We start from the raw sequence: 22930 nt of genomic DNA on the forward strand, positions 1-22930 counted from the left end.
ATTTCAAAAAAAATCCCCGCATATGCAGGGATTTTTTAACAAAAAACAACAAATTAATGTGTTTCTGAAGCAGCAGCCTCACTTGATGCACTACCTTCAACCACATCGGTATTCTTTTCATCTAAAACTGGCTTATCAATCGCATCAATTGCTGCTTGTTGCTCAGGTGTTACTTTTTCAGAAACAGCGGTAGAAGCTGCCGATTCTTGTCCAGCCTGAGATGCTTCGTCTTTCTTAGCACAAGCAGTTAACATCATCGGTACAATTAACAGAGCAGCAAATGTAAGCTTTAAATTCATCACTATTGTCCACAGTTGGTGATTTAATGCTCACTATTTTATTGCAGATATATGACAGTTTAATGACCTATCCATGAAAAAAGGGACTGGTAACCCAATCCCTTCTTGTTTTTAGATAACAGTATTAAGCACGCTCAAGTAAAACTGCAACTGCTGGCAAAGTCTTTCCTTCAACAAACTCAAGGAAGGCGCCGCCACCTGTAGAAATATAACCAATTTGATCAGCAACGTTATATTTATCAATCGCAGCTAAAGTATCTCCACCACCAGCAATAGAGAAACCAGCAGATTCAGCAACAGCAAGCGAAAGCGCTTTCGTACCTTCACCAAACTGATCAACTTCAAATACGCCTACAGGACCATTCCAAAGAATCGTTTTTGACGTTGTTAAAATATTTGCAAATGCTTTAGCTGTTTCCGGGCCAACATCTAAAATCATGTCATTTGATGTTACATCTTCTACTTTCTTCACAACTGCTTGCGCTGCTGCTAAAGAACCCAAGAAATCTTCAAAGTTAATTTGCGAAGCATCCGCAACTACCACATCAGTAGGAAGTGGAACACTTACTTTAGCTGCAATTTGTTTTGCAGTTTCAACCAAGTCAGCTTCGTATAGTGACTTACCAACATTGAAACCAGCAGCTGCCAAGAATGTATTTGCAATACCACCACCAACGATAAGTTGATCACAAATACTAGATAGTGAGTTTAGAACATCAAGTTTAGTTGAAACTTTAGAACCTGCAACAATTGCAACCATTGGTTTTTCAGGAGTTTGCATTGCACGGCCCAGTGCATCTAACTCAGCTGCCAATAAAGGGCCAGCTGCTGCTACAGGAGCAAAACGAGCTACACCTTCAGTAGACGCTTCTGCACGGTGAGCGGTACCAAATGCATCCATTACAAATACATCGCATAATGCAGCATATTTTTGAGCAAGCTCTGGATTATTTTTCTTTTCGCCATGGTTAAAGCGTACATTCTCAAGCAATACAACTTGACCAGCTTCAACTTCTACGCCATCTAGGTAATCAGTTAACAATTTAACTTCTTGACCCAATACTTCTGTTAAATAAGCAGCGACTGGTGCAAGTGATTGTTCTGGCTTTGGTTCACCTTCAACAGGACGACCTAAATGTGAAAATACCATCACTGCTGCGCCTTTTTCTAAAGCACCCTTGATAGTTGGTAATGCTGCACGTAAGCGAGCATCACTAGTAATCACACCATTTTTGACAGGAACGTTTAAATCTTCACGAATAAGGACGCGTTTACCTGTTAAGTTAAGGTCAGTCATACGCTGAAAATTCATGTAAAGCTCTCTTTATGATTTTAAAAACGCGCCAATTTTAAATGATTACATCAAAAAAGGTTAGTTTTTTTGCATAAAAGCTGTAGAAAGCCTGAGTTTTGATTATGATAGAGATAGTCATTTGATATTTCATCCATTATGTCTATTCATCCAGATCCACAAATCAATCGTTTAAATGTTTTAGGGGAACCTTTAGCAAGCTGTTGTTTCGACCCTATTACTGGCTATTTTAGAAATGGCTTCTGCCACACAGCAGTAACAGACCTTGGTCAGCATACCGTATGTGCGCAAATGACCTCTGATTTCTTAAATTTTTCACAAAAAATAGGTAATGATCTTATTACCCCTTTACCAGAGGTAGATTTCCCCGGCCTGAAGCCTGGTGATTTCTGGTGTATCTGTGTAACTCGTTGGGTAGAAGCTTATCAAGCGGGTCAAGCCCCTCCCATCAAAATACATGCATGTCACCAAGCTGTATTAAGCTATGTGCCTTTAGATGTTTTAATGGAATTTGCAGTGTAATGGTTCAGCCACAAATTATTTTGGCATCAAGCAGTCAAACGCGTAAAGCCTTAATGGATCGCCTAGGGATTAACTATATCTGTGTGAGCCCAGATATTGATGAGAGCCCTCGCAAGGAAACCCATGCTGATGAACTTGCAAAAAGATTAGCCTTCACAAAAGCTCAAGTGATTGCTGCACAAAACCCACATGCAATTATTATTGGTTCCGATCAAGTCGCATGGCGAGAGCACGCCCCTAATGACTTTATTGGTAAACCAATGACCATTGAAAATGCCAAAGTTCAGTTAGCAGAAAACTCAGGGCAAACTGTCTTTTTTAGTACTGCACTCAGTGTTCAATGGGTTGATGGGAATTTTGAGCAAACGCTTGTTGAACATTATCAAGTTAAATTCCGAACCCTAACTCAAGCTGAAATTGAACGATATATTGCATTAGACCAACCACTCCATTGTGCTGGTAGCTTTAAGTGTGAAAGTTTAGGAATTAGTTTGTTCGAAAAAATGACAGGCCAAGATCAGACGACTCTTATGGGTTTACCAATGATTCAACTTTGCCATATTTTAAGGCAGCTTGGTCTACAGATTCCTTAATTTTAGATATTATTAAATAGGTTATTTCCATGACAGAACCTTTAGCAGTTTTAGGCGGTATTACTGCCGAACAATTTTTAGCAGAATATTGGCAGAAAAAACCTTTACTAGTACGTAACGGGTTACCAGAGATTGTCGGTCTTTTAGAACCCCAAGATGTGCAAGAACTTGCGTTGGAAGAACATGCGAGTGCCCGACTCATTCGCCAAAAAGATAAAAATCCAAATGAATGGCACGTCAAGTCTTCACCTTTAACTAAGGGTGACTTTCAAAAGCTGCCAAAACTATGGACGCTTTTAGTACAAGCTGTAGATCACTATTCATTTGACCTTTCTGAACTTTGGAAAAAATTTCCATTTATTCCCCAATGGCGCCGCGATGACATTATGGTCTCTTACGCTCCCAAAGGTGGTTCAGTTGGAAAGCATTTTGATTTTTATGATGTGTTTCTAGTTCAGGGTCACGGACACCGTCGTTGGCAGTTAGGACAAATGTGCGATACAAATACGACATTTTTACCCAATCAACCATTAAAACTTCTGCCTGAAATAGATGTGGAATTTGATGAGATTTTAGCGCCTGGCGATTTACTATATGTTCCACCTGGAATGGCACATTATGGCGTTGCTGAAGACAATTGCCTAACATTCTCATTTGGCTTTCGCATGCCAAACATTGCAGGAATGATGGAGCGTATTAGCGACCAGTTTTCAGCTAATACTTTGTTGCAAAATCCGGTTTTAGACATTGCACGCAAGCAAATGAGTCAAATTGGTGAAATTAACGCAACCGAACTGGGTCACCTCAAAGACTTAGTATTAGCTCAATTACAAGACTCAGCAGCACTTGATGCCGCGATCATGTCTTATATGAGTGAACCTAAATATCCTGATAATATTCCAGAAGCTGATGAAATCGAAGCCGATGACTTGAAAGAAATCCTACAAGAAGGATACGAGGTTCTTTTAGAGCCAGCTTCTCGACTACTTTATACAGAACAAGACGGAACCCTAAACTTTTGGGGAAATGGCGAAGCACTCTTTATAACTGAGTCTTTTGGGCAAAAATTAAAAGCGATTGCCAATGGAGAGAGCCTGCCATTCGATAGCCAATTTAATGATGATGAAACACTAGAGAACGTTGCTCACTTGTTAAATGAATCTATTCTTATGCTTTTACCTCCTTCAGAATAAATGTCTTAATAAAAGTAGATTTTTTCATGAAAGTGGAAAAGTCTACTTTTAAAAGGAACAACCAAACGCACAGATACATTCCATTATTACTTATTAAATTTATCTACAACTCCTTAAACAACACGTAACTAAGGTTATTAAACTTAAGAAATGTTGAACAAAAAATTTAAAATAGAAAACCTGATTATTAAAGAAATGGCATAGCTCTTACTTACTTTTTCCTTAAAATTTAAACGATACCGTTTAAAAAAATAATATCTTTTTTCTATCAATAACAAACAATACCTTGTAAAATTAAAAATCCAGATTCTCATTAATACAGATCACAGTTCAAGCGAATAGCAATTCATTTGTGAGAGGCTAAAAAATATGTCGAAGAAAGATGACATTATTAACACCGCATTAAGACTTTTTAACTCATATAGCTATAATTCTATAGGTGTAGATCGCATCATTAATGAATCTGGCGTTGCAAAAATGACTTTTTATAAGCATTTTCCATCGAAAGAAAAGTTAATTGAAGAATGCCTACTTCTACGGAATACGCTTTTACAAAACTCTCTTACTGCTGCCTTATCAGAACATGATGAGTTAGACCCTCTTGCGAGAATTAAAGCAGTATTTTTATGGTATTCCAACTGGTTTAATAGCGAAGATTTTAATGGCTGTATGTTTCAAAAAGCTTTGGAAGAAGTTTTAAAACAATATCCGTCAACGCATCAACCTGCTACGTTGTATAAAGCTTGGTTAACTCAACTGATGCAAAATCTTCTTAACCAATATGATGTAAAAGAACCAGGCCCTTTATCTTTATTACTCGTTAATATATTGGAAGGTATGACTATTCAAGCTCAAGTCGAACATGGTTCAATAAAAATTTATGATTATTGGAATCGAGTTGAAAAGTTAATCGACTTTGAAAGAGCTGCTTAAAAATAAAGCGCGATATTATTCTTCTTATATTAATATTCTTCTTCTCTATCACGCTGCGTCTGAAAGTCATTTTGGTTCAAAATTAGACGTTTTTTTCGACCCTACCGAACCAAAATATACAGACCTGTCTGTACAGAACAGATTATATATTTAAAAAATAAAAACTCAATCATTTTTTATATTTCATTTAGAGATAAATTAGATTTAACTATTTATCTGAGTGAAATAGCACTTATTTCACATTAGCTTCAATTCAATTATACTTAACAATTAAACTTATAACACAATGCAACACTTCAGACACAAAAGAAATACAAACAACTGTTTTTAATTAAAAATACTATTTATTTATCAGTTCCCCTTATATTGCTTTTCAACAAAAACAATTGGATTGATTAGTTTTGCTACATTCATTTCCGCAAGATCAATCTATACTATGCCCGCTATATTGATATAGGTATAAAGTATGAAAGATGGACTCCAAATTGAAGAAATGAAAAATGCGGCTGATTCGGTCGTTGGAATTCTCAAATCTTTGGCTAATACAGATCGGTTATTAATTTTATGTCACTTAGCTTATGAAGAGCTAAATGTCTCGCAAATTGAAGAGAAGACCCAAATTACACAGCCCACTCTTTCACAACAGCTTATGATGTTACGTAAAAGTGATGTTGTATCAACTCGTCGTGATGGTAAGCAAATTTTTTACTCTATTAAGGATGACAATATGCATTCAATTTTAAATACGCTTCACCAACTGTACTGTGCAAGTAAATAAACAATATCTTTAAATTATAAATTTATAATAATATTAGTAATTTCCTGAAATATGCGATTTTTCAGCTTGAAAGCTTAGAGTTTAGTCCAAGCACAAAGTTTTGAAAATTCGCGTAGTTTTTCCAAAGTTTCATTTACTCCGTTTACCGTTCTATTAATTTATATCAGTGTAGTCATACGGGACTTTTACAGTTTTTGAAATAATTCATTTTTCCAACGAACAATTAACAAGCAAAGCCACCAATCAAAAATGTTGAATTTAAATTAAAAACTAAATTAAAACAAAAACTTAATATTACCATTCATTATAAAAAACTCTAGTTGGTATAAAAAAGCTTAAGATTCACTTAACTTAAGTATAAAATACTCCGCTTGTTCAACCTTTAGCCATGAATAGGTTAATAAGGTCTTTATATGCTTGAATTCCTTTCTCGATTAAGCTTGGTAGCCAAGATTATTTTCGCCATTATTTTAGGTATTGGCGTTGCATTATTATTTCCAGACTTTACGCCATATTTAAGTTTGTTTGGTGAGCTTTTTATTAAAGCATTAAAATCTGTTGCGCCTATTTTAGTTTTTGTATTGGTACTTTCTTCTATCGCCAACTTTCAAGTGGGTCATAGTGCAAATTTACGTCCAATCATGATTTTATACGTAGTCGGTATGTTGCTTGCTGCTTTCACAGCTGTGATTGTTAGTCTTTCTTTTCCTAGTACTTTGTTCCTTAACACTGTTTCGCACAATGATTTGCAAGCACCAGGAAGTTTAGCTGACATTTTAAAAAATCTGCTTTTAAGCTTTATTGCTAATCCAGTTCAAGCAATTAGTGAAGCAAACTTTATCGGTATTTTAGCTTGGGCAATTGGCTTAGGTTTAGCGATGCGCCATAGCTCAGACACCACAAAAGAAGTAATGCAAGATGTTGCACATGCTGTCAGCGCTATTATTCATAAAGTAATTGCTTTTGCACCTGTCGGTATTTTCGGTTTGGTTGCAGTAACTTTTGCAGATGCAGGTCTCGCAACCCTTGAAAGTTATGCGCAATTATTAATAGTACTGTTAGGTACGATGTTCTTTGTTGCTTTAGTTATCAATCCAATTCTTGTTGCACTTACTATACGTGGGAATCCATACCCTCTCGTGTTTAAATGTCTTAAAGAAAGTGGGATTACTGCTTTTTTCACACGAAGTTCAGCAGCCAACATTCCAGTTAACCTAGATTTAGCAGAACGCTTAGGTGTTAATCCATCGACGGCAAGTGTGTCTATTCCATTAGGTGCAACAATCAATATGGCTGGTGCAGCAGTAACAATTACTGTACTCACATTAGCAACTGTACATACGCTTGGAATTCATGTTGATTTTGCAACAATGCTTATTTTATCAGTTGTTGCTACAGTTTCAGCATGCGGTGCTTCTGGTGTAGCTGGTGGTTCTTTACTTCTGATTCCGGTAGCTTGTAGTTTATTTGGTATTTCAACTGAAATTGCCATGCAAGTCGTGGCTATTGGTATGATCATTAGTGTATTACAAGACTCTACAGAAACAGCGCTTAACTCTTCTACGGATGTTTTATTTACCGCAGCTGTAGATATTCGCTCTAAGCAAGCTTCTTAAAAAATGCCATTTCAACGTCTACCAAACTGGTTCCAAGTCGGAGCCTTTTTACTGGCATTCAATGCCGGAATGATTAATGTATTAGGGTTAATTACCCTTTTGCATCAATCTATTTCACATATGACTGGCAACGTTAGTATGCTAGCCATGAGTTTGGTAGAGTGGCAACCAGAACATATCATTTTCTTGCTTCTGGTGATTATTTGTTATGTTTGCGGTTCATTTTATAGTGGTTTTATTTTAGGCAGTAGCCACTTCCGATTAGGTCGTCGCTATGGTTTACCTTTGAGTCTTGTTGCCTTATTCATTTTCCTTTGCTGGCTATTACTTCCTTATTTTCCACGCTATGGATTATTATGGGCTTGTACAGCAATGGGGCTACAAAATGCAATGGTAAGCCATTATAAAGGAACCATTATTCGAACTACCCATCTATCTGGTGTTTTAACAGATATTGGTTTAGCACTTGGTTATAAAGCCAGAGGCTTACCGGTAGAAAACCGACGTATTGTTTTACACTTACTTATTTTTACGGGTTTTCTGCTTGGTGGAATTCTCGCTGCGCTGGTACATCCGTATTTAAAGTTACAAGCATTTTTATTGCCAGCAACTTTAAGCTTAGTCTTAAGTATTTCTTACTGGGTAGTTTACTTGTATAGCCCCTCAACTTCACATAAGGATTAAGTCATGGTTAAAAATGCCTTACAAGCACAGCTACTAAAAGCTGGGTTAGTGGATAATAAAAAAGCAAAAAAACTAACAAAACAAGCTCACCACGAACAGCGTATCGGACAAAGCGATGAACCTGAAATCAAAGCGAATATTGAAAAAGCTCAACAAGAAAAGTTAGCTAAAGATCAGGCTTTAAACTTAGAAAAGCAACAGCAACTTGAGGAAAAAGCCCTCAAAGCATCCATCATTCAAATGATTAAACATCATAAGATTTCAAATACTGATGGTGATAGTGTTTATCAATTTATTGATGAGGGTAAGATCAAGAAAGTATATATTTCTCAGCAAATATATAATGCCCTTGTGTCAGGCAGTTTGCTCATTGCTAAAGATCAAAATCAATACGCATACTTACCTAAACCATTAGCTGAAAAAATTGATCAAAAAATGAAAGGTTTTATTCTATTGAACAATGCTGAGTCAAATGAACAAACCACAAATGAAGAAGATCCTTATGCAGCCTATGTTATTCCTGATGATTTAATGTGGTAACACAGACAAGGGCCTTTATGATGCATAATATAAAGGCCTTTTTCGAATTACTTTAAAAAGTATTAATTTAACAAATGTTCAAAATATTCAGAAAAAACAATTAAAGAATAAATTCCTTCACCACTTCATCTATTAATCCCGATATAATAAATCATAATTTTTTAAGTCTTCGCGACATTCTTGAAGATTTCTTCAGGTATCCAAATTTTACGTCATGTACTAATAAATGACGCACAACGTAATCAGTTCTGTGTATTTGCACATACTCAAAAGATCGAAAACTAAGTGATATTGATCTGACTGACTTTTTGTAAATTTAATTGCAAAGACTTAATTAAGTGGCTTTTGTCTTAAAGGTAGTAATTCATGCTGAAGTGGTTTGAAAAACTTGTAGATCCCTACCCAACAAAAGGTTTGGATGAACCTTTACCAACTCGTTTTTTCCCATTTGTCTGGCAAGCGACGGAAGGCTTACGCCCTTATTTATTCTTACTTATTCTTTTTACAGCAGGTGCTGCAAGCTTTGAAGCCTTACTTTTTTCAAAAATTGGACAACTTGTAGATTGGTTAAGTAAAAGTCATCCTGAAAGTTTTTTCAGTCAACATGCAACTGATCTACTGCTTTTAATTGGTGTTTTATTTGCTAATATCTTTTTCGTAAATATTCAATCTATTGTTAAACACCAGATTTTATATAGTACTTTTCCAATGCGTTTGCGTTGGCGTTTTCACAATCTTTTATTGAAACAAAGCTTAGATTTTTTCCATAACGACTTTGCTGGAAGACTTTCTGCAAAAGTGATGCAAACTGCTCTAGCAATCCGTGAATTCTGGATTATTTTGGGCGACATGTTAGCTTACGTCGCTATTTACTTCATTACCGTTAGCATTGTCCTTGGGGCTATTTCCCCTATTTTGTTAATACCTCTTTTAGTTTGGTTAACTTTATTTCTATTAAGTGCATGGTTCTTTATTCCCCGTTTAAGTAAGGTTTCACAGCAACAAGCCGATGCCCGAGCAGTTATGACTGGCCGCATTACCGATGCTTATACCAATATTCAAACTGTTAAATTGTTTGCTCATGCGGGACGTGAGAGCCAATATGCAAAAGCATCAATGAAAGAGTTTATGACAACAGTCTATGCGCAGATGCGTTTAGGCACTCTTTTTGAAATAAGTATCAACATGCTATCAGCCGTTTTGTTTATTGGCGTTATTGGTACTTCAGTTTGGCTATGGACTCAAGGTTTAGCAGCATTAGGTGTAATTGCGGCGACTACTGCCATGATTTTAAAGCTTAATAGTATGGCTGAATTTATGATGTGGCACATGTCAGCGTTATTTGAAAATGTTGGAACCATTCAAGATGGTATGCAAACATTGGGCAAAAAAATCAATATTCAAGACAAGGCCGAGGCAAAAACACTTAAAGTTCCCCAAGGTGAAATTGTATTTAAAGATGTAAGCTTTGCTTATAACAATAAAAATGTAATTGATCACTTTAACTTGCATATTAAAGCAGGCGAAAAGATCGGAATTGTTGGGCGCTCTGGAGCAGGAAAATCTACGCTTATCCAGTTACTTTTACATTTCTACCATCTTAAGCAAGGTGCAATTTTAATTGATGGGCAAAATATTGAAGATGTGACTCAAGATAGTCTAAGAGCAAATATTGCCTTAGTGACACAAGATACGTCTTTATTACATCGCTCAGTGGCTGAAAACATTAAATATGGGCGTCCAGATGCAACTGATGCCGATATGGAAAATGCTGTTAATAAAGCAAAGGCAGCCGAATTTATACCTCAATTGGTTGATTTAAAAGGCCGTAATGGATATCACGCCCAAGTAGGTGAACGTGGCGTAAAACTTTCTGGGGGTCAAAGACAACGTATTGCTATCGCACGCGTATTCTTAAAAGATGCTCCTATTCTCATTTTAGATGAAGCGACTAGTGCGTTGGATTCAGAGGTTGAAGCAGCGATTCAATCCAGTTTAAATGACCTTATGGTTGATAAAACTGTTATTGCAATTGCACACCGATTATCTACTATTGCACAAATGGACCGCTTAATTGTTCTTGATGAAGGTCGAATTGCTGAGCAAGGAACACATGAAGAGTTAATTGCTCAAAATGGAATATATGCACAATTATGGAAACGTCAAACAGGCGGCTTCCTATTTGAACAAAAAGTTTTACAGGGTCAAGATTAATGCTTTATTTAGAAGATTTGAAAATTGGTGATCGTTTCATTAGTCGTGAATATGAAATCACCTTAGATGAAATCAAAAAATTTGCAAATTCCTATGATCCTCAAACATTTCACACTGATGAAGAGCAAGCTAAGCATGATCCTATTTTTCAGGGGATTGCTGCCAGTGGTTGGCACACCTCAGCCATCACGATGCGTTTATGGACAGAATGCATGCCTATTCATGGGGGTCTAATTGGTTCCGAATCTAGTCTACGGTGGCCACGCCCCACCCGACCTGGTGATAGAATTCATGTTGAAGCTGAAATTTCAGCTATCACACCATCCAAAACAAAATTAGATCGTGGTATTGTTAGTTACGTTACACAAGCCTTAAATCAACATGGGGATGTTTTACTTATTTCAACAACAAAAATTGTTGTCTTTAAAAAAAATGTTTAAAAATGGTTGATATGATTGTCTAACAGTTTTTATAAACTCAGATTATATTTCATGACAAGATGTGTAAGAAATGCATGTGAAAAATTGATGAGAGCAATGGAACGCATATGAAAATTACCTCAGCTCGTCAAGATCAGGGTATTCCGGGTGTCTATGGCTTATTGCTATTAGATGTTGTTTCGCGTTGGGGATACAACGATGAAACATTATTTGCTCCATTTCATCTTACCAGTGAGCAACTGGCTGACCCTGACTATCGTATTTCTACACCAGTAGCAAATGAACTGGTAAAACACGCGCTTAATTTAACTGGCGAAACGACGTTGGGTTACCATCTTGGTACTCAAATGCGTATCTCAATTCATGGCTTCATTGGCTATGCAATTATGACAGCCAAAGATATTACTGAAGCGATTGCTCTTGCAGCCCGCTTTATTCAGCTACGCTTGCCCTTTTTACAATTATATTTCTCAACTTTTGGGCCAAAAGCGACCTTACAATTACAGTGTGATATTGAACTAGAACCTTTACGTACAGAAATCGTTTTAGGTTTAACTATTGGTATCATGAGCATGGCGAAAGCGATGACTGGTATTGAAGATTTAGCTGGTGATGTAGATTTAGATTTCCCAGAACCAGAAGGTTTTGACAAATATAAAAATAAGCTGAGCAGCACAATTCGCTTTAACCAACCACATTTAATTTCAAGTTTTGATAAAAAGTATTTAGGGCTTAAATTAGTTAATGCTGACCCTATCGCAAGTCAAGTTGCCATTAACCAATGTGAAGCTGAACTTTCTGCTTTGGGTGAACGCCGTCGTTTAGCAATGCGAGTTCGTGATATTTTAAGTAATTCTGAACAACATTACTTAAGCATAGAAAATGTAGCAGAATACCTACATATGTCAGATCGCACACTCAAGCGTCAACTAGCAGCAGAAGGAACTTCCTTTTCAACTTTGGTTGATGAAGTGCGTTATCGACATGCAACATCTCTGCTTTCCCGCACAGATTATAGTCTTGAACAAATTGCAGATGAACTTGGCTATTCGGACGTTGCAAATTTTAGCCGAGCTTTTAAACGCTGGAGCGGCCGCAGTCCGAGCAACTGGCGTAAAGACCCATACTTATAATGTTTAAAAATATTGGACACAAGCTTAAGGAGTTATCATGAACCATCCTTCGGAACTGAAGTATGCACGTACACATGAGTGGGTAAAGATTGAGGGTGATCTTGTTATTACAGGGATTACTGATCATGCACAAGATGAACTTGGCGATTTGGTTTACGTTGAAACTCCAGAAGTTGGGAGTAAAGTTACTGCTGGCGAACAAGCTGGTGTGGTTGAGTCAGTAAAAACTGCTTCTGACATCCATGCGCCTGTTTCAGGCACTGTAGTAGAAGTAAATACTGACCTTGAAGATGATCCTGATTTTGTAAATGATGATCCGTATGGTAAGGGTTGGATTTATAAAATCAAACCAGACAACATTGCAGATGTTGAAAAACTTTTAACAAATGCAGAATATGAAGCTGGCTTATAAAAGATAGCTATAGCTTTTCATATTTAATAAAAGCCAGTTTAGTCGTAAACTGGCTTTTTCTTTATCTATTCAAAATCAGTTTTACAAATCGGTGACTTCTATGACAAAGCTTGTTGTATTCTCTGGCGCTGGTATGAGTGCTGAAAGTGGAATTAGCACCTTTCGTGACAATAATGGTCTATGGGAAAATTACGATATCAAACAAGTTGCCACACCTGAAGCATGGCAAAAGAACCCTGCTTTAGTTCAACGCTTTTACAATGAACGCCGTAAAAATATTTTAGAGTCTCAACCCAATTCAGCTCATCAATATATTGCCAAGTTACAAGATTATTTTGACGTACATGTTATTACTCAAAATATTGATGATTTGCATGAACGTGCGGGAAGTTCCAACGTTTTACATTTGCATGGCAATATTCGGTTAGCAAAAAGTTCTGGCCCCAATGCGCAATTTACAACTCAGTTTTATGACATTAACGGTTGGGAATTAGATTTAGAACATGACCTTTGCCCAGATGGTTATCCCCTTCGTCCACATGTTGTTTGGTTTGGCGAAGCCGTACCTGCTTATGAAGAAGCAATTAGATTAGTGCAAAGTGCAGATACTTTTATAGTCATTGGGTCCACATTAAGCGTATATCCAGTTGCGGGTCTAGTACATGAAATTTCAGATCAATGTAAAGCTTACTATATAGATCCCAAAGCAGATTATGGACGTGTTCCTCAACAATATGAATTGTTAATAATGTCAGCGACTCAAGGAATGCATCAACTTTTTGAGAATTTAACCCATTAAGCGCTATTTTTAAGGACCAAATAAATTTAATTTGAATAAAAATTACTATTTTTTAGATAAAATTTTCTAGCATTGTTCTAATTTTGCTCAAAAAAACTTTATCCTCCAAGCACTTTACAATTAGATTTAGAGTTATTTTTTTTAAAATATTTTTATTTCTCATAAAATCTTTAAAAAATAAATATTAAAAAATTATAAGTTAATGATTAATATTATAATTTTTCACTTAAAAAATCCACTTATTTTAAGTTACACAAAGATACAAAAGTACAATATAAAAATAACAGAGCAAAAAAAATCTTTTGTGGTTGAATCTCAACCTCTTGAATGCCGTACAAGAAAACAGCGACCTGGATTAGGTTACAATCACGGATTATGGATATAAGGACACACATCCATCATGAGTTATTTTGATCCCACCCTCATCATGTTTATGGTGTACATCGTAGCAATGGTACTTATTGGCTTATTTGCCTACCGTGCTACAAGCGACTTCTCAGATTATATTCTCGGTGGTCGTAGTTTAGGCAGTTTCGTTACTGCGTTATCCGCAGGCGCATCAGACATGAGTGGTTGGCTACTCATGGGTTTACCAGGAGCAATTTATCTTTCTGGCCTATCTGAAGCGTGGATTGCAATTGGTCTTATTATCGGTGCTTGGCTTAACTGGCTACTGGTTGCTGGTCGATTACGCGTTCATACTGAAATTCAAAACAATGCATTAACTTTGCCAGATTATTTTACAAGCCGTTTTGATGACCAGAAAAAAGTACTTCGTATTTTCTCTGCTGTTATCATCTTGGTTTTCTTCGCTATTTACTGTGCTTCAGGCATGGTAGCGGGTGCCCGTTTATTTGAAAATTTATTCGGCATGTCTTACAACACAGCTATTTGGCTCAGTGCTATTGCAACCATCAGTTATGTTTGTATCGGTGGATTCTTAGCAATTAGCTGGACTGATACATTCCAAGCTGGATTGATGATTTTTGCCCTGATCTTAACACCAATCGTGACTTACCTTGCGATCGGGGACACAACTCATTTTGTTACCCTGATTGAAACTGCACGTCCGCATGCATTTAATCTCATCTCAGATTTTGGTGTGGTAGCAGTTTTATCCTCCATGGCATGGGGACTTGGTTACTTTGGTCAACCACACATCCTTGTACGTTTCATGGCAGCCGACTCAGTAAAATCTATTCCTGCTGCTCGTCGTATTGGTATGACTTGGATGATCTTGTGTTTAGCAGGTGCTGTGGGTGCTGGTTTCTTCGGTATTGCTTATTTTGAACAACATCCTGAATTAGCGGCAGTTGTTAGCAAAAACCCTGAAACTGTATTTATGGAATTGACTAAAATTTTATTCAATCCATGGATTGTGGGTATCATTTTGGCAGCAATTTTAGCTGCTGTTATGAGCACGTTAAGCTGTCAACTTCTAGTATGTTCAAGTGCCTTAACTGAAGATTTATACAAAGGTTTCCTTCGTAAAAATGCATCTCAAAAAGAACTTGTATGGGTTGGCCGTGTAATGGTTCTTGTCATTGCTGTTCTTGCTATTGCTCTTGCAGGGAACCCAGATAGTAAGGTTCTTGGCCTTGTTGCTTATGCATGGGCTGGCTTCGGTGCAGCGTTTGGTCCGCTTATCATCTTGTCATTGTTCTGGAAACGTATGAATTTACAAGGTGCCTTAGCAGGTATGATCGTTGGTGCGGTTGTGGTTATTGGCTGGAAAAATCTTTTCGCAAGCACAGGTGTTTACGAAATCATTCCGGGCTTTATCCTTGCATTTATCAGCATCATTGTAGTGAGTCTTTTAACTAAAGCGCCAAATACGACTGTAACTGGACGCTTTGAAGAAGCAGATAAACTCTACAAAGAAAGCGTATAAATCATTGAAATAAATAAAGGGGCTTGGACCCCTTTATTTATTTTTGGTTTTAATTTTAATTTTTGAAGTATCTTTCACTACCTGCATTACTGGATAACTCCGAGTTTCTTTCACTCCCGGTAACTGCCATAACACCTGCCCCGCAATACGTCTAAACTCTTCCATACTGCCACTTCGTAATTTAATTAAAAAATCAAATCCTCCACTCACCATATGACATTCAACAATTTCCGGATAGTGAACCACAGCATCAATAAACTCATCTAGAACATTAGGTGTGGTTTTATCCAGTAATACTTCAACAAACACTAGAAAATTGGCATTTAAATTAACAGGGTTTAACTTAGCCTCATATCCTAAGATGAATTCATCTTTTGTCAGCTTTTGAACTCGCGCCATCACTGCAGTAGGAGATAAATTCACAAGCTCGGCTAATTTACTGTTCGAAATACGCCCATCTGTTTGAAGAATATCCAAAATTTTTAAATCAGTGCGATCAAGGCTTAATAATGGGCCATTCATCTGAATTTTCCTCTAAAAAATGGGATAAATATAGTGAGTTATTCGGTGTTTCTTCTGTAATGATAAATTATCTAAACCTCTCTACTCAAGATCTTTGTACGAGAGTCGGTTGGCGGAAACAGATATGAACACAATGGATACTTTTCATCAAATGGATAAATCTCACCAAGGCTATATCACCGAATTCAACGATAAAAGTGAGTTTGAACAACGCATCAATACAGCTTGGCGACGTGCTGAACCAGAAGCTGTAGAAGAGCTATTACAAGCTGCTGCGGTATCTGATGATTTAGATCATAAAATTTATGACCTTGCTTTTAATCTTGCTAATAATTTACGTGAACGTAAGACCTCTTCAGGTAAAGCAGGTATTGTTCAAGGGTTATTACAAGAATTCTCTCTTTCTTCACAAGAAGGTGTGGCACTCATGTGTCTTGCTGAAGCTTTGCTTCGTATTCCAGACTCAGCAACACGTGATTTGCTTATTCGAGATAAGATTAATCAAGGTAACTGGAAAGAGCACGTTGGCCAAAGCAGCTTAATGTTTGTAAATGCTGCGGCATGGGGCCTCATGTTAACCGGTAAGCTTATGGAAACACCAAAGCAAACCAGTCTTTCAAGTGTACTTACTGGCCTTTTAGCACGTAGTGGACGTGGCATTATTCGTAAAGCTGTTGACGTTGCAATGCGTATGATGGGGGAACAGTTTGTAACTGGTGAAACCATTGAAGAAGCTGTCGACCATGCGAAAGTACTCGAAGACAAAGGTTTTCGCTATTCGTACGACATGTTGGGTGAAGCAGCTTTAACCGAGCATGATGCTGAACGTTACTTTAACGATTATAATCAAGCCATTCATGCAATTGGCAAAGCGTCTAACGGTAAAGGCGTTTATGATGGCCCTGGTATTTCAATTAAGCTTTCTGCTTTACATCCTCGCTATCAACGTGCGCAAATTGAACGTGTTCATCAAGAACTTTACGGCAAAGTATTTGAACTCGCTCGTTTAGCTAAACACTACAACATTGGTTTAAATATCGATGCAGAAGAGTCAGAGCGTTTAGAAATTTCCCTTGAGTTACTTGAGCGCCTTTGCTTCGAACCAGAACTTGCGGATTGGAAAGGTATTGGTTTCGTTATTCAGGCTTACCAAAAACGCTGTTTCTTCGTGGTTGATTATATTATTGATCTTGCGAAACGCAGCCAAAAACGTCTCATGATCCGCCTTGTGAAAGGTGCTTATTGGGATAGCGAAATTAAGAAAGCGCAAATCGAAGGTATGGATGACTACCCTGTCTTCACGCGTAAAGTACATACCGATTTATCTTATATCGCTTGTGCTAAAAAATTACTTGCTGCGCCAGAGTTCATCTATCCTCAATTTGCAACTCATAATGCTCAAACATTGGCAACGATCTATCAGTTAGCTGATCCGAGCAAATATTATGCAGGTCAATATGAATTCCAATGCTTACATGGCATGGGCGAACCGCTTTATGAACAAGTCGTTGGTTCACGTGAGCAAAATAAATTAGGTGTGCCATGCCGTATTTATGCTCCTGTTGGTAATCATGAAACGTTGTTAGCTTATTTAGTTCGTCGTTTACTTGAAAATGGTGCGAATACCTCATTCGTTAACCGTATTGCCGATAAAACACTTAAAGTTGAAGATCTGATTCAGTCTCCAATTTACGATATTCGCAAAGCAGCTAAACTCGAAGGTTCAGTTGGTTTAAAACATCCATCAATTCCACTACCTTTAGATATGTACGGATCACTCCGTAAAAACTCTAAAGGGTATGATTTAGCAAATGATGCTCCACTTGAAGTCCTAGATAGCACAGCTCAACAGCTCCGTAATCGTATCTGGCAAAGCCATCCATTATTGGCAAATAACGATTCATTAGAGCAAGGTCATTCTATTGCAATTACAAACCCAGCACAAAATGATGAAATTGTTGGGCATATACAAGAAGCTGATCTTAAGCATGTTGAAATTGCACTTAATGCAGCTGAGCAAGCTCAATCTGAATGGTCAAATACGCCTAAAGATCAGCGTGCTCAATACTTAAAACGCGCAGCAGACCTCATGGAAGGTCGTATGCAAGAGCTTATGGTTCTTCTAAGCCGTGAAAGTGGTAAAACTTATGCAAATGCGATTGCAGAAGTTCGCGAAGCTGTAGATTTCTTACGTTACTATGCAACTCAAGTTGAGAACCTTCCTGCAAATACGACAATTCAGCCTTTAGGTACTGTACTTTGTATTAGCCCATGGAACTTCCCTCTTGCCATTTTCTCTGGTCAAATTGCAGCAGCACTAGGCAGCGGTAACTGTGTTATTGCTAAACCTGCTGAACAAACACCTTTAATTGCAGCTCAAGCCGTTCAGATTTTATGGGAAGCTGGTATCCCACATGGTGCTGTACAGCTACTTCCTGGCCGCGGTGAAACAGTAGGTGCTCAGCTTAGCCAAGATAATCGTATCGATGGCATCATGTTTACTGGCTCGACTGAAGTTGCCAAAATTTTACAGAAAACTGTTGCGAAACGTTTATCTGATAATGGTCAATCTATTCCTCTCATTGCAGAGACTGGCGGTCAAAATGCAATGATTGTGGACTCATCAGCATTAACTGAACAAGTTGTACTTGATGTCGTAAGTTCTGCCTTTGATAGCGCGGGTCAGCGTTGTTCTGCTTTACGTATTTTATGTGTGCAGGAAGACAGTGCCACAAGCGTAATTAAAATGCTTAAAGGTGCAATGCAGCAGTTGATCGTAGGTAACCCTGCGATTTTAAAAACTGACATTGGTCCTGTGATTGATAACGAAGCGAAACAGACAATTGACCAACATATCCAGAAAATGAAGTCTAAAGGCTACCCTGTACATCAGTTGATGTTCGGTGCGACAAGCCAAAATGAATTAGATAAAGGAACATTTGTTGTACCAACAGCAATTGAATTACCTAATCTTGATGATTTGCAACGCGAAGTTTTTGGTCCAGTTTTACACATCATTACCTATAAGTATGGTGAACTCGAACAACTCATCTCACGTATTAATGCCAAAGGTTATGGTTTAACAATGGGTCTACATACCCGTATTGATGAAACCATCCAAACAGTTATTCAACATGCTGAAGTTGGTAACCTTTATATCAACCGTAATATTGTTGGTGCTGTTGTTGGTGTACAACCGTTCGGTGGTGAAGGCCTATCTGGTACAGGCCCGAAAGCTGGTGGTCCGCTTTACATGTATCGCTTAATGCAGCAGTGTTCAAACAAAGTATTAGCAACACCATTTGCTATGAAGAATGAACAAACTGCTTTTGAAGACTTTAACCGTGAGGTTTATCAGAGCTTACAAAATTGGGCGAAACAGCATTTACCACAAGCAAATCGTGATATTGAACCATTTGGTGTTGGTAAGTTTTATGAATTACAAGGCCCTACTGGGGAAAGTAACCAATATATTATTTTGCCGCGTCATCGAGTTCTTTCAATTGCAGACACTGAACAAAATCAATTACATCAATTGCTCGCAATTTTTGCAGTTGGTAGCCAAGCAGCAGTAATGCCAAATAGTCCATTATTGGCAAAATACAAACAAACCTTGCCAAAAGATGTGCTTGCTGCAATTACTACAGTCAAAAATATCAGTTCTGATGATTTTGATGCAGTTTTACATCATGGTAATCGTGAAGAAATCTTCTCATTACAGCAAGAAGTTGCTACGCGTTCTGGTGCAATTGTTGGTATTACACATGTTGAGCCGAATGAGAATATTCCACTTGAACGTTTAGTGATTGAACGTGCAATTAGTGTGAATACAGCTGCGGCTGGTGGTAACGCAAGTTTAATGACAATGTCTGATTAACCCATAATTTTTCTAAAAAGCCCAAATCTCAGTATTTGGGCTTTTTTATTTAATCAGGTAATCTATTCTTAAATATATAAATTTTATCAAATCGAGATTCTAATAATGGTCTTTTTAGAACCAGAACAATATCAACAAAGATGTGCTCAACTTTTTAATTCATATCACAAAGATATTTCCACACTTCTACCATTTGCCCAAATTGAGCATATTGGCTCATCTGCCATACCGAATGCTATTTCAAAAGGTGATCTAGATATTTACGTTGAAGTTATGCCTGATCAATTTGAATTCGCAATAGCGCAGTTAAAAACACTTAATTTTGTAGAGAAGCAAAATACGCTAAGAACAGATGAGCTCTGTATGCTCGAATCACTCAACAACGATAATGTGGCATTTCAAATTGTAGTAACGGATTCAGTATTCACATTTTTCTTAACATTTAGAAATAAGCTTATGGCTTCTCCAACTCTAGTCAATGAATATAACCAATTAAAATCAAAGTGTAGCCATTTAGACCACGATCAATATAGAGCAGTAAAATCAGATTTTATTAATCGTGTTTTGAAGCATCCTTAATTTTAACAATAGTTTTCCTTACTGATATCTAGCTAAAATTGGCTCCTGTAACCTCGTTTTTTTTGATACCATTCACTATTTGATTCTGTCTAAATTTTCTTTGTCTATGACCTCTTCTTATCATCAACAACTTCAAACTAAAATTGACCGCATTACTGCCCAATTTTCTGAATTTACTCCACCTACATTAGAAGTGTTTGAGTCACCTGAACAACATTTCCGTATGCGTGCTGAGTTTCGTATCTGGCATACAGAAAATGACATGTTCTATGCTATGTTTGAACGTAACGATGATGACAAGCAGAAAACTGTTGTACGCATTGATGAGTTTCCCATTGCAGACCAAAGCATTAATAATTTAATGCCGAAACTTTTGGAAGAACTTAAAGCGGAACCAAAGCTTTCTAGCCGTATATTTGAAGCTGATTTTCTTGCAACACTTAGCGGAGAAATGTTAGTTACATTAATCTATCACCGCAAACTAGATCAGGAATGGGAACAAGCGGCTAAAGTGCTTGCTGATAAGTTAGACATTAAAATTATGGGCCGCAGTCGTGGCCAGAAAATTATTATTGGCGATGACTTTGTTGTAGAAGAATTCGAACTTTTAAACCGTTCATTTAAATACAAACAAATTGAAAGTAGCTTTACTCAGCCAAATGCACAGGTTTGCAAAAAAATGCTGCAATGGGCATGTGATGCGGCAGAAGGATCAAAAAAACACTTATTAGAGCTATACTGTGGTAACGGCAACTTCACTCTTCCGCTTTCTCTAAAGTTTGAACGCGTTTTGGCAACAGAACTTGCCAAATCTTCCGTTTATGCTGCTCAATGGAATATCGAACAAAACCAGATTGATAACATTCAAGTAGCACGTCTTTCAGCTGAAGAATTCACTCAAGCTTATCAAGGCGAACGCGAATTCCGCCGCCTACAAGAAGCGAATATTGATATTCAGAGTTATGATTTTGATACCGTATTTGTCGATCCCCCACGTGCAGGAATTGATGATGAAACTTTGAAATTATTACAAGGCTTTGAGCGTATTATTTATATTTCATGCAACCCAGATACACTGCATGAGAACTTAAAAATATTAGGTTTAACTCACCGTATTACCAAGTTTGCATTGTTCGATCAATTCCCATACACCCATCATGTTGAGTCAGGTGTATTACTTGAGAAGATTTAAACAAAATCTTTCATTGTAATTTTTTAAATAAGGAGGTTTTATACCTCCTTATTTTTTAAAGATTTATTGGTTAAGTATTTAAATTTTCAAAAAATATCAAGTCATCTGTCCGTCATAATTTCGTTTAACTCGAGCATTCCTATCGAAAATTCTTGAGTTCAATTGGTGGATTTATCACTTATAGAGACTTGTATTTTATTTTAAATTGGCTATATTTCGAGCTATGTTAGGTTGTATATGAAGGCTCTATGAGTTTTTGGCAAAAGCTGTTCTTAGCAGATCAACAGCATAACGAGCATAAAAACCAAACTGCTTGTGTTGAAAATGACTGCTCATGTAAAACAAATGAACAACTTCTAAGTGCGCTTGCGCTAGCAACAGATGAAGATGTCATTAAGGGAATCAAAAAAGTTCTTATTTCCCGTGGTTATAGCCGAAAAGAGTTAAATGAACTCACTCAAAAACCATCTATTCACTAATAAAAAAGCCAGTCTTGTACTGGCTTTTTTATATTTCACTTTAATCGACAAGCTGTCTGGTCGACCCACCCAACAATTGGGCCCATTTCAAATAGTTGATCATTACGCTTTGTCTTTTGAACATATAAACTAGAAATAGAACCATCAAGATATAAAGCCTGCTCTACCTTAAGATTCCTTTGAAAGAACTGAGCAAAGTTGTAGAAACTCACGCTATTCTTCGATATTACAAAATACAATTTATTATTTCGAATACCGACACCATTACGAATTTTATTTGATTGAGAATCTGGTAAAAAAAGGGAATTTATCTTTCCATTAATTACTAACATCGGGCCAGATTGTGTCGCATACTCAACGTTAAAATCCCGTTGGCTATATTGCTGTGTTGTTAAAATAAAGGCCTGTTTTTTATTCCAAGCTAGCACACCATTAGGCTGTAAAAAGAAATTTCCCAATCCTTTATTTTCATTTAATGGTTGAATCACCTTATCTTGTTCAACATAGAGTCCTACTGGAGAAAATCCGGGATGAAACATCCCTGCATTCATTGCGAAAGAAAGTCGCTCACATTGTTTTAATTGGTCCTGAACATTATTAAAGCTTTTGTAATACTGTTGATTATTAGAATTTTTAAGGAACAAGCGCAACTGTTTTAAATTGCTAATTGAAAGCACATCATATTGGTCACTTTCTGCGGTTTTAATTTGCTGGTGTTCTATCGCGTAGACAGACTGAATCAAAAGCCCATATATTGTTAAACACCAGATCACCCATTTCATTTAATACCACCAGACATGACATTTTTCCTTCATATTAAATCTTTAAATTATATACAATAAACGTAAATAAATTGGGTATGTATCAAACTCATTCATTCGACGTAATCAATACACTCCGCATTGCTGATATTGGTTATAAT

At 37.1% G+C, this 22930-nt stretch carries 22 protein-coding genes; 18 read left to right on the top strand and 4 right to left on the bottom strand.

The features are described 5' to 3' along the window. Positions 1–53: 53 nt before the first annotated feature. Entirely contained in the window at positions 54–299 is a 246-nt protein-coding gene (locus tag MMY79_RS10900; protein ID WP_252608385.1) for a hypothetical protein, read from the bottom strand. Positions 300–423: 124 nt separating this feature from the next. Further along, positions 424–1611 carry a phosphoglycerate kinase gene (locus tag MMY79_RS10905; RefSeq protein ID WP_151768065.1) on the bottom strand — a complete coding sequence of 396 codons (1188 nt, stop codon included), beginning with the start codon at positions 1609–1611 and terminating at the stop codon, positions 424–426. A gap of 138 nt (positions 1612–1749) precedes the next feature. Between MMY79_RS10905 and MMY79_RS10910 the strand changes: the two genes are divergently transcribed. The 14 genes from MMY79_RS10910 (at position 1750) to putP (ending at position 15359) form a co-directional block, all read left to right on the top strand. Further along, positions 1750–2133, top strand: a complete 384-nt coding sequence (locus tag MMY79_RS10910) for a DUF2237 domain-containing protein (RefSeq protein ID WP_003651438.1) — start codon at positions 1750–1752, stop codon at positions 2131–2133. Then, positions 2133–2726, top strand: a complete 594-nt coding sequence (locus MMY79_RS10915) for a Maf family protein (RefSeq protein ID WP_252608386.1) — start codon at positions 2133–2135, stop codon at positions 2724–2726. The genes MMY79_RS10910 and MMY79_RS10915 overlap by 1 nt, the downstream gene beginning before the upstream one ends. Before the next feature lie 29 nt (positions 2727–2755). Then, a complete protein-coding gene (locus MMY79_RS10920) occupies positions 2756–3919 on the top strand; it encodes a cupin domain-containing protein (protein WP_252608387.1) in 1164 nt (387 codons plus the stop codon). A 369-nt stretch (positions 3920–4288) separates the two neighbouring features. Next, positions 4289–4852, top strand: coding sequence for a TetR/AcrR family transcriptional regulator (locus MMY79_RS10925; protein WP_252608389.1), 564 nt, complete (start codon positions 4289–4291; stop codon positions 4850–4852). Between the two features lie 466 nt (positions 4853–5318). Beyond that, complete coding sequence (locus MMY79_RS10930) at positions 5319–5630, top strand: metalloregulator ArsR/SmtB family transcription factor (RefSeq protein WP_002121379.1); 312 nt, start codon at positions 5319–5321, stop codon at positions 5628–5630. A 413-nt stretch (positions 5631–6043) separates the two neighbouring features. Continuing rightward, on the top strand, positions 6044–7246 hold the full coding sequence (sstT, locus tag MMY79_RS10935; RefSeq protein ID WP_252608391.1) for a serine/threonine transporter SstT: 1203 nt from the start codon (positions 6044–6046) through the stop codon (positions 7244–7246). A gap of 3 nt (positions 7247–7249) precedes the next feature. Beyond that, a complete protein-coding gene (locus tag MMY79_RS10940) occupies positions 7250–7930 on the top strand; it encodes a YoaK family protein (RefSeq protein ID WP_252608393.1) in 681 nt (226 codons plus the stop codon). Positions 7931–7933: 3 nt separating this feature from the next. Continuing rightward, positions 7934–8470 carry a DUF2058 domain-containing protein gene (locus tag MMY79_RS10945; protein ID WP_016138328.1) on the top strand — a complete coding sequence of 179 codons (537 nt, stop codon included), beginning with the start codon at positions 7934–7936 and terminating at the stop codon, positions 8468–8470. 366 nt (positions 8471–8836) lie between these two features. Beyond that, positions 8837–10684 carry an ABC transporter ATP-binding protein gene (locus tag MMY79_RS10950; protein WP_252608395.1) on the top strand — a complete coding sequence of 616 codons (1848 nt, stop codon included), beginning with the start codon at positions 8837–8839 and terminating at the stop codon, positions 10682–10684. Then, the gene (locus MMY79_RS10955; protein WP_004792778.1) at positions 10684–11124 is read left to right on the top strand and encodes a MaoC family dehydratase; all 441 of its coding nucleotides are present in this window, start codon (positions 10684–10686) and stop codon (positions 11122–11124) included. Before MMY79_RS10950 ends, MMY79_RS10955 begins: the two co-directional genes overlap by 1 nt. A gap of 107 nt (positions 11125–11231) precedes the next feature. Beyond that, on the top strand, positions 11232–12257 hold the full coding sequence (locus MMY79_RS10960) for an AraC family transcriptional regulator (RefSeq protein ID WP_252608397.1): 1026 nt from the start codon (positions 11232–11234) through the stop codon (positions 12255–12257). Between the two features lie 37 nt (positions 12258–12294). After that, positions 12295–12669, top strand: coding sequence for a glycine cleavage system protein GcvH (gene gcvH, locus MMY79_RS10965; protein WP_005069578.1), 375 nt, complete (start codon positions 12295–12297; stop codon positions 12667–12669). Between the two features lie 91 nt (positions 12670–12760). Beyond that, positions 12761–13468, top strand: coding sequence for an NAD-dependent deacylase (locus MMY79_RS10970; protein ID WP_252608399.1), 708 nt, complete (start codon positions 12761–12763; stop codon positions 13466–13468). 400 nt (positions 13469–13868) lie between these two features. Further along, entirely contained in the window at positions 13869–15359 is a 1491-nt protein-coding gene (gene putP, locus MMY79_RS10975; protein ID WP_252608401.1) for a sodium/proline symporter PutP, read from the top strand. Between the two features lie 33 nt (positions 15360–15392). Here the strand turns inward: putP and MMY79_RS10980 are convergent, their stop codons facing one another. Continuing rightward, positions 15393–15881, bottom strand: a complete 489-nt coding sequence (locus tag MMY79_RS10980; protein ID WP_016138334.1) for an Lrp/AsnC ligand binding domain-containing protein — start codon at positions 15879–15881, stop codon at positions 15393–15395. 124 nt (positions 15882–16005) lie between these two features. Between MMY79_RS10980 and putA the strand changes: the two genes are divergently transcribed. The 4 genes from putA (at position 16006) to MMY79_RS11000 (ending at position 22008) form a co-directional block, all read left to right on the top strand. Next, positions 16006–19758, top strand: a complete 3753-nt coding sequence (gene putA, locus MMY79_RS10985) for a trifunctional transcriptional regulator/proline dehydrogenase/L-glutamate gamma-semialdehyde dehydrogenase (RefSeq protein ID WP_252608403.1) — start codon at positions 16006–16008, stop codon at positions 19756–19758. A 105-nt stretch (positions 19759–19863) separates the two neighbouring features. Then, the gene (locus MMY79_RS10990; RefSeq protein WP_252608405.1) at positions 19864–20337 is read left to right on the top strand and encodes a GrpB family protein; all 474 of its coding nucleotides are present in this window, start codon (positions 19864–19866) and stop codon (positions 20335–20337) included. A gap of 106 nt (positions 20338–20443) precedes the next feature. Continuing rightward, complete coding sequence (gene trmA, locus MMY79_RS10995) at positions 20444–21529, top strand: tRNA (uridine(54)-C5)-methyltransferase TrmA (protein ID WP_252608408.1); 1086 nt, start codon at positions 20444–20446, stop codon at positions 21527–21529. 248 nt (positions 21530–21777) lie between these two features. Continuing rightward, on the top strand, positions 21778–22008 hold the full coding sequence (locus MMY79_RS11000; RefSeq protein WP_003651412.1) for a hypothetical protein: 231 nt from the start codon (positions 21778–21780) through the stop codon (positions 22006–22008). 35 nt (positions 22009–22043) lie between these two features. Here the strand turns inward: MMY79_RS11000 and MMY79_RS11005 are convergent, their stop codons facing one another. Beyond that, positions 22044–22790, bottom strand: a complete 747-nt coding sequence (locus tag MMY79_RS11005; protein ID WP_252608410.1) for a phosphodiester glycosidase family protein — start codon at positions 22788–22790, stop codon at positions 22044–22046. Positions 22791–22930 lie beyond the last annotated feature (140 nt).

Source organism: Acinetobacter sp. XS-4 (assembly GCF_023920705.1).
In the GTDB taxonomy this organism is placed as follows: Bacteria; Pseudomonadota; Gammaproteobacteria; order Pseudomonadales; family Moraxellaceae; genus Acinetobacter.